This window comes from Paenibacillus mucilaginosus 3016 (assembly GCF_000250655.1).
Taxonomy (GTDB): Bacteria; Bacillota; Bacilli; order Paenibacillales; family NBRC-103111; genus Paenibacillus_G; species Paenibacillus_G mucilaginosus.
On record NC_016935.1, the window covers coordinates 6,350,673 to 6,363,837 of the forward strand.

The following is a 13,165-nucleotide window of genomic DNA, read 5'->3' on the forward strand; positions in this document are numbered from 1 at the left end:
GGGGAGCCCGGTTTGTTCACTTTTTGTCGGTTCTTTATAAAGAACAACCGTACGGCACTCGGCGGATAGCCGATGGCGGCAGGTTTGGGGCTTATGTACTGCTGAGGTGCCATCCGCATGTTACCCATTCGACACCCGGAAGCCGAATCCTGCCGATGATAGGTCGTTTGGGGATGGAACATCCTGTTAGGGATGGGCTGAGATCCTCTTTTCCGTCTCAGAGGCTTGGCGCCAGGTGCACAGGGGGCGCAGTTGTGCTATATTAGAATTAGTCTTAATTGTAACTTAGCCTCTGTCTCGGACAGCTGGACAGCGATGAATCTAACAGAAACGGAGTTTACCCCCATGACGTTTAGCGGTTTTACCCCACATGATTTTGATACTTTCTCCATCGAAGGTCTGGAGGGTCGCATGGAAGCGATCCAGAGCCGGATTCAGCCCAAGTTCCGGGAGATCAGCGAAGCGCTGCTTCAGGAGCTGTCCGTCGAGGCGGGCGAGGAGCTGCACCTGCATATTGCGAAGCATGCCCGGCGCAAGGTCAATGCGCCTGTCGATACATGGATGAGCTTCTCCAGCTCGAAGCGCGGCTACAAGCAGCTCCCCCACTTCCAGATCGGCCTGTTCGACGACAGGGTCTTCCTATGGCTGGCGCTCATCTATGAGCTGCCGAACAAGGCGAATATTGCCCGGACCTACTTGAATGAGCTGGATTCCGTGCTCTCGGCAGTTCCGGCGGACTACATGCTCTCTACGGACCATATGAAAAAAGACGCCGACGCCTTCGGCGACCTCGGTGACGAGGGCGTACGCCGCGCGGTCGAGCGGTTCCGCGACGTCAAGAAGGCCGAGCTGCTCATCGGCCGCAATATCCCGGCCGGCAGTCCGGTGCTCGGCAGCGGCGAAGCGTTCCTCGACACGGCGCGCGAAACGTTCCGCACGCTGATGCCGCTGTACCAGCTGGCGGTGCGCGGTGCCGGCACGACTTCGGACGAGCTTCCGGTATTTTCATGAAAAATTTAGGTAAGCCTAAGGTTGTTTTAAGATAAGCCTTAGCCTGCTTGTATATCCTAGGAAATGGCACGAACTGCCAAACCTACAAGCCCCTTTAGAAGGAAGGTGTCCCATGAACAGCTCTTACGCCAAAAAAGCACTCGCCACCTCCCTTGCACTTGCCCTTCTCCTGGGCGGCGGTGCCGTGATCGGCAAGACCCAGCTGGCGCTGGCGGCCGACCCGGCCGACGCCGCCGTCGCCGCACAGCCCTCCGCCGGCTCCGAGGCGGGGAAGGATACCGCAGGCCCGGCCCGCGGCGGCAAGCATGAAGGCCGCGGCATGCCGCTCTATGAGGAAGCGGCCGCCGTACTCGGGATGGACAAGACGGCCCTCAAGGCCGCGCTGAAGAATAAAACCCTGGTCCAGCTCGCTGCCGAGAAAGGCATCTCCGAAGCGGATCTCATCGCGAAGCTGCAGGCCGAGCGCAACAAGCAGATCGACGCGGCCGTCGACGCCGGCCGGCTGACTTCCGAGAAAGCCGAGAAGATCAAGCAGCACATGGGCGAGCATCTGAGCCTCATGGTCAACCGCAAGTTCACCGGCGACGAGGCCCGCGGCAAGCATCACGGCGGCAAGCACGCCATGCTGCCGGCGCCCGATAAGCTTGCGGGCATCCTCGGCATCACCGAGGAAGAGCTCAAAGCCCAGCTCGCCGCCGGTAAGTCGCTGACCGAGATCGCCGCCGCCAAGGGCATGTCGAAGGAGCAGCTCGTGGCGAAGATCAAGGAAGAGATTACCCCGTGGATCGAAAAAATGGTCGACCGCAAGCCCCCAGCGGCCGACGCTCAACCCAAGAAAGCCCAGTAACCATGGGCTTTCCCCACACCCAAAAGCCGTCCGGAGCTTTAAGCCCCGGACGGCTTTTGGGTGTGCAGCGCCCCCTGTCCCGTGGGCAAGGGCGGGGGTTGCCCAACCGCTGCCCACCTGCCCGCGGGGCAGGGCAGCCGGTTGGGCTTGGTTTGGCCTTTTGGGCCCTTGGCCTTCCCCTTGCCCAACCGCTGCCAAGCATCAGGCAGCCTGTTGGGCTTGGTTTGGTTTTTAGGTCCTTGGCCTTCCCCTTGCCCAACCGCTGCCACGGCACCGGGCAGCCTGTTGGGCTTGGTTTGGTTTTTAGGTCCTTGGCCTTCCCCTTGCCCAACCGCTGCCACGGCACCGGGCAGCCTGTTGGGCTTGGTTTAGCTCTTAGGCCCTTGGCCCTTCCCCTTGCCCAACCGCTGCCAAGCATCAGGCAGCCAGTTGGGCCGATTTTTGCCTTGTGGCTGCTGGGTTTCAGAAATAGAGGAACTCAGGTGCGCTATTTCCGCGTTTGGAAGCATCACCATAGAAATAAAGGAACTCAGATGCGCTATTGCTCTGTGAAGCCCGCAAAATGCTAGGCTGAACAAAGAATAAGGCATCTGAGTTCCTCTATTCTTCGGGAAATGGTGGGAAATAATCAAATAAAGAACCATAGTTCCGCTATTTGATCATAGAGGAATTCCTCCGACATTAGGCTGCCGAAATCGCTCCATTACGTCTCATTTCCTAACGCGTTAGTGCCACTACGCTTGGGTCGCCAGCGTTAATCATCAGCTTGCCTTAGCTATCCTCGACAAGCATCTCCATAACAATGCAGCAGCTCGGGACATGGTGCGTCGAAGGAACCCTTTGGGGTTCCGAATTTGCGGCTCGGGTCTAACACTGCTGGCTCGTGTGACTCGACTTCACGTCACTATCCTGCCTTTTCGGACCTGCCTCCACTGGCCTGCCACTATTGGTCCGCCCCCTCAGGACGCCGCCAATGGCCTGCAGCCACTAGCCAGTGCTCTACCGGTCAGCCGCTGCTGCCCTACTGCTGCCGACTTGCCCCTCGGTTTCGTGCTGAGGCTGCATTTCGATTTTGATTGTCATGCTCCCCCTACCAGCGAGGCTGTATCATTTTGTAAGCGACCTTTGTGCGAAGCACAACGGAGCGCAAGATGATACAGCCGAGCGCTCAGCGCATCTACTGGCATGCCGTTGTTCCCCGCAAGGCAAGCTGGCATTTCGATTTTGATTGTCATGCCCCCTACCAGCTCGGCAGTATCATTTTGTAAGCGACCTTTGTGCGAAGCACAACGGAGCTCAAAATGATACTGCCGAGCGCTCACCCGCGCCTCAGACGCTCGCCCAGCCGGGCCGCAATCGCCTCATGCCCCTCCGCCGAAGGATGCACCAGGTCGGCGCTGAGCAGCGAGGCATCGGGCAGCAGTTCCGTGCCCGGGACATAGACCACCCCCGGATGCCCCAGCGCCTCGGCGGCTGAGCGGACGATCCCGCGGAACCGCGCCGCCTTCTCCTGCCCCTCAAGATCGTGCCGGCACAGGAAGAGATCGGTGCAGAGCACCCTCCGGTCCCGAAGGCCTGTGCTCAGCATCGTAAGAAAACGGCGCACCTGCCGCTCGAAGCGCTCCTCCTCCCAGTCCCCGATGACGTTGATCCCCATCTCGACAACGGCAAGGTGCCAATCGCCGCGGGAGGCAATGTACAGCGCCATGGCGTCTTCCATGTGAGCGCTTCCAGCAAAGCCGAGATGGATCAGGTCCATCCCGAGCCGGCGGGCCGTCCGCATCGCATAGGTGCCGGCGGGCCGGACGGAATCGCCCCCGTGCGTGATGGAAGAGCCGTAACAGAGCAGCCGCTGCGCGGGAAGCTGACCGGGTTCCGGCGGCAGCAGATCGCCTTCGATGCTCACCAGCTCATAGATCCAGTCGTAGGGCAGGATGATCCGGACGACGGCCGGATCGAAGCCCATACCGCCGTCCCGGGCCAGCTGCTGCAGGTGTTCCAGATTCCCCGGCCGGCGCACGACGATCTCGCTGCCCTGCCCGTCCACATGAACGGCTGCCCAAGGATACACGCCCTGGAAGGGGCCGAAGTAGACCTCCGCCTGCCCCGACTTGGAGACGGCCGGCCCGGCACCCTTGCGCAGGGTGAGGCGGGCCTCCTCTCCCTTCAGCACGAAGCGGATCTCGCAGCCGCAGGTATGATAGGCTCTCACATCGCGGGCAGCCGGATTCAGCGCCAGCCGGACCGGCTCCGGCACCCGGCTGAGGCGGACGCCGCCTCCCTCCAGCGGCACCACCGCTTCGACGTTATGCAGCTCCACATTTTGGTACCTCATCATCCTTCTCCCCTTCCCGGGCAGGAAGAACCCATGGGATGACTCGCTCCGCATGCCGGTTCTGCCGGGTTGTCCCGCCGCTTCGGATTATGGCCCGTGAGAAAACGCGCTGCTGCCGGTTCGGTGATGACGGGTTCTCATTCCTCATTACCCGCTCCACCCGGGAACGATCCAACCGGGTTCGCGGAATTATTCGATTTCGCCGCCGGGGTACAAGGTGGAATGGGACAGCCGCTTGGGCTGCCGAAGAGGGATGCCGGGTGCGGCCGCCGTCAAGGTCTCGGGCCGGTTCGAATAGACGGAAGCGGTCTGCCCGTCATAGATGATCACCTGCGTCCGGCCCGTGCCGAGCAGATCGCCATGCGCCGCGTACCCTTCGGCATCGAACGCCGCCCTGACCTGCATGCGGCCGTCATAGAGACTCGGATAAACGCCCCCGCCCCTGCGGTAAGCAAGGATGTAATCCAAGCCGCTCTCGTCCCATCCGTGCAGCGTCTCGATAATCGTCAGCCACCCGTCCGTCGTCCGGTCTTCCTTCCAGACTTCGTTCCCCTCGGCATCGAGCAGGAACAAGGCATCTTTCCCTTTTTGCCGCTTCCCTGTGTCCTCCCGCACCATCCGGTCGAGTCCCGCCACCTGAAGCCCCGGCAGATCCGGCCAAAACCGGCCGAGCGCCACGTGCTGCGACTCGATCGAGCCGGTATAGCGCCACAGCTCCCTTCCTTCCCGGTCGTACATGACGGTCACGCTGCCGCCGATCACCAGCTCCTTGTGCCCGTCGCCGTTGACGTCCCCGACCCAGATGCAGTCCGCATGGTCTTCCAGGTCCCGGCAGCTCCACCGCACCTGTCCCTGGGCGTCGAGCAGATCGTAACCCGCCATCACCTCGTCCAAGCCGTCGCCGTCCAGATCGTGGCACCACGGATAATGCCCCGGGTTGCCCTCGAAGGTCCACAAGAGACGCAGCTCGGAATCCAGGGCCCACAGCCGGTGGTAGCGGTCCTTGAGGATGAGATCCCGGGCGCGCGGGCCGCCGGTGAGATTCGCGATGATAATGCAGTCATGTGCATGCGGATCGGGCAGCTCGGCCGTGCGCTTCACGCGGCCGGTGGCTCCCTCGAGCACCTGCAGGCGCCCGTCCATGACGCAGACCACCTCCAGCCGGCCGTCACCGTCGAGGTCATAGATCTGCGCGGGGTAATCCGAGCCCGGTCCGCCGGCGGTGTCGCTCGGCCTGCCAGCCTGCCAAAGCAGACGGCCGTCGAGATCATAAGCGGTCAGGCACTGCACCTGATGGGGAAGGTAGCGCACATCCTGGCGGTCATCCGGCTGCACGAGCAGCAGCTCCATCCGGCCGTCGCCGTCCAGGTCGCCGAGCAGCATTCTGCACCGGGGGCCTGCCGCACGAATATCCAGCTTGGCTATCAAATGGGGAGTGCTTGGGTTGGTCATCTTCGTTTCCTCCTGCTGCCTTCCGGAGCATCCCTTCCGCTCCAGGGCACATATGAAGCCATGATAGCTCCCGCCCCGGCTGTACGGCAACGGTACGATCTTGCCTTTCGGGCTTGCATTATTTTGACCCGGTGCGATGATCTTGAGGAACAGCCCCCTCCTCCTCCATCGTCTCGCGGTACTTGCCCGGCGTGGTGCCCGTGACCTTCTTGAACACGCGGATCAGTCCGATGTCGGCGGCATACCCCACCTGATGCGCGATCTGGGTTACCGTCAGCCGCTTGTCCCTCAGCAGCCTCTGCGCATGTCCGACCCGCACCTTCGCCACGTAATCCGTCAGATTCTCGCCCTGCTGCTTCTTGAAGAAGGCGGACAGGTACTGCGGCGTAATGTGGAACGTATCGGCCATGGAGGTCAGGCTCAGCCCTCCGTCCCCGTACCGCTCCTCAATGTGGTCGCGGATCGCCTGCAGCAGCAGCTGGCTGTGGTCGCTCGAGCGGGCTTTCATGTACCGGCACAGGGTCAGGAACAGGCCGGAGATCTCCGCATGCATCTCCTCGGCCGTCTCGCACTGCGACAGCTTGCGGAACGGGTCGAAGTCGCCCGGGAAGATATCGGCCGGCTGCAGGCTCATGCCGTTCAGGATTTTGAGCAGGGTGCTGACCATGTTGAAAAAAAGGCACCGCCCCATCTCCGGCGTAATCCGGCGGGAGCCGAAATGCAGCGCATAGATGCTCTGCAGCAGCCGCTGCACGCCCTCCGCATCCCCGCTCTTCACGGCCCCCATAAGCTGGACCTCCAGCTCGATCGGGTAGTGGTAATGGTGCGCCTCCCCCTGCAGGTCGGCGAAGCGGATGACGGTCTCCGCGCCGCTCACGATGCGGTGATCCGCCGCCCTCGCCGCCTCCAGGGCGCATTCGCCGATCCGGCCGAGGCCTTCGTGAATGCGGCTGATCCCGAGCGTCAGCGGCACCTTGAACCGGCTGCGCATCACATGCTGCAGCGTCACCGCGGCTTCGAGCAGGTCATCCTCCAGCGAGGCGAACAAGAAGCCTGCCGCAGGCCCCGCCCCTTCCCCGCAGGCCCTCTGCGACCCAGCTCCTTCCTGCGCCGCGCCGGCTCCCCTCCCTTCACGAACCTCCTCCCTGCGGAAATTAACGATTACGCCCATCGTCGTGCGGTCCAGTTCCACGGTGTACCCATGGTGGGCCCCCGCGAGCAGATCCCGGCAGACGTTCGTGACTATAAAGCGCACGAGCGCCCACTGCCGCTCCGACGCGTCCCCGCCGAACTCCCGGATATCGCCGATGCGCACGTAGAGCACGGCGAAGAGGTCCGAGACGAATCTCATCTGCATGAACCGCAGCGACTCCGGCGTAACGGCCTCCGGGTCGACCTCGCCGCGCAGCAGACGCTGGAGGAAGTTCGCCCGGAGCACCGGCGTCTGCCCCGCGACCGTGTCGCGCAGCCGCCGCTCTTCTTCGCGGCTGACCTCGATCGTCTCGCGGATGAGCTCGAACTCGCCGAGCTCATCGTCCCGAGGCTCCCCGGGAGTTCCTCCCGCCCCGCGGCTGGTGCGGATAAAACGCGCGAGCTCGCGGATCGGCGAGGAGTTCCGGTAGGCCATCCGGTAGGCGGCCAGTCCCCCGCCAAGCAGACACAGAAGCAGGAGCCCGAGCGCCCAGGCCTTCAAGGTCTGCAGGCTTTGGAGCACGAGGTCCTTCGGGAGCACAAGCACATACCGCCAAGAGGTCTGCTCGGAACGGGCGTATGTCACGATGTGCTCCCGCCCGCTCTCATCCGTCTGCTCGAAGCGTCCGGCCGTCCCGCCGAGTCGCTCGAGCAGAGCGCCGCCGGGGGCTTCCCCCTCCTTGGAGGAGAGCACAAGCTCCCCGCCCTCGCTGACGATGAAGACGCGGCCCCCGCCCGCCGCCGCCTGGGAGAGCATGGCGCGTACCGGGGCCGCGTCGAGCAGCAGCACGAGAGCGCCCTTGATGTCCTTCGTCTCGACCAGGGGCAGCGACTGCACGTAGGTCAGCACGCTGCGCGAACCTACATCACTGGACGAGATCCGCCGGGCCGGCAGATAGGAACGGTAATGGTAGGACTCCAGCACCTGCCGCGTCCAGTCCTCATAGGACATCCCTTCCACAGGGTAGATCCGGTCGAAGAAGGTGCGGGAGTCCGTCCGTGCGGTGGAGGACAGGATCGTATCCGACCGTCCGAAATACAAATAGGCATCGCTGATCAGCGTGCCCCTTCCCCGGTCCTGGGCCAGGTGGTCTTTCATGAATTCGACCATCTTGTACGCGTCCTCCGGGGCCTCCGATCCGTCGCTGTTGAGCAGCCCCTGCAGTTTCGGGTTCAGCGTGATGCGCTGGGACGCGTGCTCCACTTCCCGCAGCCTCACGTCCAGCGTCTGCCGCAGCTGATCGAGCAGGGCCGTATTGGCCCGCTCCGCGTGCTCCACCATCATGCCCTCGACCTTGGAATACAGGACCACTCCGATGGTGACGGGAAGCAGGAAGATCAGCAGGTAGGAACTGAGCAGGGTGAGGAACACACTCTTGCGGTTCCAGACGGTAGACGGAAGACGGATCAGCTTCGGGATCATGGGGGGCACCTCCAGGGATAAACGGCTTGGCCGTCCTTCCTTGAAGGACGAGGCGCTCGCGCGTTTGATCAAGGCCGCTTACGGACAGGAACGCTTGCGAAACATTTTGCTTCGCAAGCGCTTTCTTTAACCTATTCGCGCCCTGTCCCCGAATTCCTTCCTTCCCTCCCACAAACCATGCCGCGCTATTCCTTGATGGCGCCGATCATGACGCCTTTGACGAAATATTTTTGCAGGAACGGGTACAAGAGCAGGATCGGAATCGTCGCCACAATGATCGTCGCGTACTTGATCGTCTCCCCGATCGGGATCTTATCCAGCGAGGAGGCGCCGGTCGTCATATTGTCGGTCGAGTTCGTGATGAGAATCTCGCGCAGCACCAGCTGCAGCGGATACAGCTCCCTGTCGCGCAGGTAGAGCATCGCCCCAAACCAGGCGTTCCAGTGGCCGACCCCGTAGAACAGGATCATGACAGCGATCACCGGCAGCGACAGCGGGATAATGACCCGGAACAGAATCGTCCAGTCGTTCGCCCCGTCAATGCGCGCCGACTCCTCGAGCGACACCGGCACCGCCTGGAACGAAGTGCGCATAATGATGAGGTTCCAGGTCGAGATCGCACCCGGCAGCAGCATCGCCCAAGGCGTGTCGATCATGCCGAGCGAGCTGACGAGCAGGTAGGTCGGGATGAGGCCGCCCTGGAAGAACATCGTCAGGACGATGAAGAACATCATCGCATTACGGAAATACAGGCCCTTGCGCGACAGCACATAGGCGCCGAGCGAGGTCATGAAGAGATTGATGGCCGTGCCGGCCGTGACATAGAACAGCGTATTGCGGTACCCGGCGGGAATCATCGGGTTGTCGAAGACCGCCTTGTAGGCGTCAAGCGAGAAGCCCTCGGGCATCAGGAGCAGCCCCCGGTGCTGCATCAGCGAGGCCGGGTCGCTCAGTGAAGCGAAAGCCACATAGAGGAACGGATACAGGGTCAGGATGCTCAGGAGCACCATGAACAGCGCGTTCGAGCCGTCGAACGTCCGCTCGCCCCAGGTCCGGCGGTTCAGCATAAGTCACACCTCCTTCATCTTCGGGAGCTACCACAGCTTCGTGTCCGTCAGCCGTTTCGAGAGGCTGTTCGAGACGACGAGCAGCGTGAAAGCGATCACGGCATTGAACAGGCCCACGGCCGCCGTGTAGCTGTAGTTCGATTCGAGAATCCCCTTGCGGTAGACGAACGTCGAGATGACATCGGCCGTTTCGAAGGTCAGCGGCGTGTACATCAGCAGAATTTTTTCGCTGCCGACGGTCATCATCGTTCCCATCTTGAGAATGAGCAGAATGATCACGGTGGGCATGATGCCCGGGATCGTGATATGGAGCGCCTGCTTCCACCTCCCCGCCCCGTCGACCTTCGCCGCCTCGTACAGGGTCGGATCGATCGCGGCCAGCGCCGCCAGATAGATGATCGATCCCCAGCCCACTTCCTTCCAGATTCCCGAAGCCACATAGAGGAAGCGGAACCAATCCGGCTCACGCATATAGGCCGTCTCCGGCATGCCGAACAGCATCAGGAGCTGGTTCACGACACCGTCGCGCGCCAGGAAGTCGACCATCATCCCCACCACCACGACAATCGAGATGAAGTGGGGCAGATACGTCACCGTCTGGATCGTCCGCTTGAACCACTGCACCCGGAGCTCATTAAGCAGCAGGGCCAGCCCGATCGCCGCCGGGAAGCCGAACAGAAGATCATACAGGCTCAGCAGCAGCGTATTGCGGATGAGACGCCAGAAGTAGAACGACTCGAAGAATTCCTGAAAATGCTTGAATCCCACCCAAGGACTGCCGAGAATCCCGTCCCCAAGGCTGTAGTCCTTGAAGGCGATCTGCAGACCATACATGGGTCCATACTCAAACACCCCGTAATACAGCAGTACCGGCAGTGCCATCAGATAGATGACCCGGTTGCGCCGCAGGTCCCTGCCCATTCGCCGGAGAAGGCTGTCTTTGGTACGGGCCCTGCCCGCGCGGGCCAGCTTCTCTTCCATCATTGCCATCCCTTCCCCTCCTCCCGTGTGCGGCTCGCGGGAGACGCCAGGATCGCCCCGGCGGCCTGCCCCCGTATTTCACCGCACCCTTTTGCATCTTTCCATGTCTCAAACATCATCCTGAGCCTATTACCGCTTGTTATACCGCTCGAGCGCCGCCTGCTGGATTTTGACCGCTTCCTCCAGCCCCATGCCCTTCAGCGTCTGCACGTACTTGTCGAAGTTCTCCAGCGGCTCCACGCCCATGATGAACTTGCTGTACATCTCGTCACGGTACGTGTTGATGTCGCTCATGATCGACGCGTACTTGCCGCTCTCCTCGCGGTTCGGCGTGACCAGGGGCATCCGGCGCTCGTTCGTCGGCTCCGCCCACACCTTCAGCGACTCCTTCTGCTCCGGCAGCTCGGCGTACTGCTCCAGGTACCGCTTATCCTGCACGAACATGCCGTCCCAGGAAGAGCGTGCATACTGGGCCATCGCCTGCTGCACCGGCAGCCCGTTCGGGTTCTTCATAACGAGATCGGTAAACTTCGGATAGCCGTTCTCCATCTTGTAGCTGACGCCCTCGATGCCGAAATTCATCAGCATGTGCCCTTCCTCGGAATAGCCGTAATCGAGCCATTTCACCGTTTCCTCGATATTCTTGTTGGAGGAGGAGATGGAGGCCGCCTTGCCGTTAAAAATAAAATCGATCTGCCCCCAAAGCTGCTTATCCCCTTTCTTCAGCACGGGATACGGAATTGCGACAAGCTTGAAGTTCGGATCCTTCCCCTTCATGAGATTCATGTATTTGCCGATCCCGCCGCCTGTGTTCATGACGGTCACGCCGAGCTGGTTCCCCGTGATCTTCGCATCGAGCAGCTTGTTGTCCGTCGCCGCAAAATCCTTGTCGAGGAGCCCCTCCTTGTACCACTTGTTCATGAGCGTCAGGTATTCCTTGTACCCCGGCTCGACCGGCCCGTACTTCACCTGTCCGTTCTCGTGATGGAAGCCGTAGGAGATGCCGTAGGCCCCCAGGATCGCGGCAGACGAGTTCAATTCACCGGTGGCCGGCGTAAAGGCGCGCATGAGATACGGGATCTCGTCCGCCTTGCCGTTGCCGTTCGGATCCTTCTCCTTGAACGCTTTGAGCACGGTGTAGAGCTCGTCGATGGTCGTCGGGATCTGAAGACCCAGCTTATCGAGCCAATCCTTGCGGATCGCAAGCCCTTGGTATACCTGAAGCGCTTTATCCCCCCGCAGGAACGGGAAGCCCCAGATGCTGCCTTCGTCGGTGGTGACCTGCTTTTTCATCTCGGGATTGGCGTCGAGCACCTTCTTCAGGTTCGGGGCGTACTTGTCGATATACTCGTTGAGCTTGATGATCTTGCCGTCCTTGATCGCCTTCTCGGGACCTCCGGGATAATCATTGATGAAATAATGCTCGATGACATCCGGCAGCTTGCCGCCCGTGATCATGAGGTTGAACTGATCCTTCTCCTGCCCCTGCGGCGGATGCTGAAAATCAACCTTCACGCCCGTTCGCTTCTCGAGTTCTTTGTACATGGCGATCTCATTGTAGCTCTTCATCGTGGCGGCCACCTGTGTCGCCATGCCGGTCCAGTACGTCACATTCGTCAGCTTGGCCGGCTCCTTGCCGCTTCCCTGGGATGCCGCACCGCCTGCCTCCGGACTCCCGCCCGAGCATCCCGCCGTCAGTACGGCCAGAGCCGCTGCCGCCGCCGCACCCGCCTTGAGGTTTCTGCGCCGCTGCCGTTTCCCGTTCTTCTTGTTCATCCGTGTAACCTCCCCTTGTTCGATGCGCTTCTCCAGTGTCTTGCCGCCCGCCTGTCATCTTCTTCTAAAACGCTTACACGCAGCTGCAGCGGAAGTCCTCCCGCTTTTCTCCTGATGTCATGGCTGCATCATACGCCGGTACAGGCTTTCCTGTGAACTGCGAATTCTTCAGAGACACCTTACAGATTCGAGAATCCGGGCTATCCGTTCTTCAGTCCACCGCTTATTTTTAGCATTGAAACGTTTAAATAAAAATGAATACCTTTTCATTCCCGGGCACGTCCGGATAATCGATCCGCCTGAGTGGTTACTCACACTCGCGGTTCGATTTGTTTTATACTATAGATTATGAGCATCAGAGCAGCAAGAAGGAAGGTGTCGCCCATGTCAACCGAACCGTCAACAGAGGACGCCTGGCTGCAGCAGCTGCTGGAGCTTGGGGAGTCCGGCAAAGCGATGACGAATAAACAGCGCAGAATCGTGCAGGCGGCCGTCGAGATCTTTGCGGAGAAGGGCTACTCCGCCGCTTCCACGAGCGAGATCGCGCAGAAGGCCGGGGTCGCGGAAGGCACGATCTTCCGCCATTACAAGACAAAGAAGGACCTCCTTCTGTCCATCATCGGCCCTACCATGGCCAAGCTCGTCGCCCCGTTCGTGCTCCGCGACTTCACGCCCGTGCTTGAGGCTTCGTATGCGGGCTACGACGACTTCCTGCGGGCGCTCGTCCGCAACCGGCTCGAATTCGTGCGCCGCCACCTGCCGGTCATCCGCATCCTCCTGCAGGAGATTCCCTTCCAGACCGAGCTTCGCGAGGAATTCAAGGCGGTGCTGATGAGGGAAGTGTATGTCCGGGTCGAAAAAGCGATTCACCACTTCCAGGCCCAGGGCCAGCTCATCGCCCTCCCGGCCTTCACCGTGGTCCGGCTGACCGTCTCCGTCGTGGTCGGATTCCTTATGACCCGTTTCATGCTGTTTCCCGAGCTGGACTGGAATGAGGAAGAGGAGCTTGAGATTTGTGTCAACTTCATCATGAACGGGCTGTCCGCCGGGCCGTCCGTTCCCCGGGGAGAGGAGTGACCGCC

9 protein-coding genes are annotated in these 13,165 nt (G+C 61.2%); 3 read left to right on the plus strand and 6 right to left on the minus strand.

All coding sequences use genetic code 11. From position 1 onward, the window contains the following. Positions 1-345 precede the first annotated feature (345 nt). A complete protein-coding gene (locus PM3016_RS26040) occupies positions 346-1,011 on the plus strand; it encodes a DUF1054 domain-containing protein (protein ID WP_081484345.1) in 666 nt (221 codons plus the stop codon). A 112-nt stretch (positions 1,012-1,123) separates the two neighbouring features. After that, entirely contained in the window at positions 1,124-1,858 is a 735-nt protein-coding gene (locus PM3016_RS26045; RefSeq protein ID WP_014371505.1) for a hypothetical protein, read from the plus strand. A 1,318-nt stretch (positions 1,859-3,176) separates the two neighbouring features. Here the strand turns inward: PM3016_RS26045 and PM3016_RS26050 are convergent. From PM3016_RS26050 to PM3016_RS26075, 6 genes are all read right to left on the minus strand, one after another. Beyond that, the gene (locus PM3016_RS26050; protein WP_051044999.1) at positions 3,177-4,196 is read right to left on the minus strand and encodes a GDSL-type esterase/lipase family protein; all 1,020 of its coding nucleotides are present in this window, start codon (positions 4,194-4,196) and stop codon (positions 3,177-3,179) included. 186 nt (positions 4,197-4,382) lie between these two features. Further along, entirely contained in the window at positions 4,383-5,645 is a 1,263-nt protein-coding gene (locus PM3016_RS26055; protein WP_014371507.1) for a rhamnogalacturonan lyase family protein, read from the minus strand. Between the two features lie 118 nt (positions 5,646-5,763). Next, on the minus strand, positions 5,764-8,259 hold the full coding sequence (locus PM3016_RS26060; RefSeq protein WP_014371508.1) for an AraC family transcriptional regulator: 2,496 nt from the start codon (positions 8,257-8,259) through the stop codon (positions 5,764-5,766). 185 nt (positions 8,260-8,444) lie between these two features. Next, on the minus strand, positions 8,445-9,326 hold the full coding sequence (locus tag PM3016_RS26065; protein WP_013917643.1) for a carbohydrate ABC transporter permease: 882 nt from the start codon (positions 9,324-9,326) through the stop codon (positions 8,445-8,447). Positions 9,327-9,353: 27 nt separating this feature from the next. Then, positions 9,354-10,316: an ABC transporter permease gene (locus PM3016_RS26070; RefSeq protein WP_014371509.1), complete on the minus strand. Its 963-nt coding sequence runs from the start codon at positions 10,314-10,316 to the stop codon at positions 9,354-9,356. Between the two features lie 120 nt (positions 10,317-10,436). Further along, positions 10,437-12,083 (minus strand): extracellular solute-binding protein, encoded by a 1,647-nt coding sequence (locus tag PM3016_RS26075; protein WP_014371510.1) that lies wholly within the window; start codon positions 12,081-12,083, stop codon positions 10,437-10,439. A gap of 384 nt (positions 12,084-12,467) precedes the next feature. Here PM3016_RS26075 and PM3016_RS26080 point away from each other — a divergent pair, with 384 nt between their 5' ends. After that, positions 12,468-13,160: a TetR/AcrR family transcriptional regulator gene (locus tag PM3016_RS26080; protein WP_014371511.1), complete on the plus strand. Its 693-nt coding sequence runs from the start codon at positions 12,468-12,470 to the stop codon at positions 13,158-13,160. Positions 13,161-13,165 lie beyond the last annotated feature (5 nt).

Coding starts and splice junctions, on each gene's coding strand:
- PM3016_RS26040 (WP_081484345.1), top strand. CDS start 346: ATGACGTTTAGCGGTTTTACCCCACATGATTTTGATACTTTCTCCATC.
- PM3016_RS26045 (WP_014371505.1), top strand. CDS start 1,124: ATGAACAGCTCTTACGCCAAAAAAGCACTCGCCACCTCCCTTGCACTT.
- PM3016_RS26050 (WP_051044999.1), bottom strand. CDS start 4,196: ATGATGAGGTACCAAAATGTGGAGCTGCATAACGTCGAAGCGGTGGTG.
- PM3016_RS26055 (WP_014371507.1), bottom strand. CDS start 5,645: ATGACCAACCCAAGCACTCCCCATTTGATAGCCAAGCTGGATATTCGT.
- PM3016_RS26060 (WP_014371508.1), bottom strand. CDS start 8,259: ATGATCCCGAAGCTGATCCGTCTTCCGTCTACCGTCTGGAACCGCAAG.
- PM3016_RS26065 (WP_013917643.1), bottom strand. CDS start 9,326: ATGCTGAACCGCCGGACCTGGGGCGAGCGGACGTTCGACGGCTCGAAC.
- PM3016_RS26070 (WP_014371509.1), bottom strand. CDS start 10,316: ATGGCAATGATGGAAGAGAAGCTGGCCCGCGCGGGCAGGGCCCGTACC.
- PM3016_RS26075 (WP_014371510.1), bottom strand. CDS start 12,083: ATGAACAAGAAGAACGGGAAACGGCAGCGGCGCAGAAACCTCAAGGCG.
- PM3016_RS26080 (WP_014371511.1), top strand. CDS start 12,468: ATGTCAACCGAACCGTCAACAGAGGACGCCTGGCTGCAGCAGCTGCTG.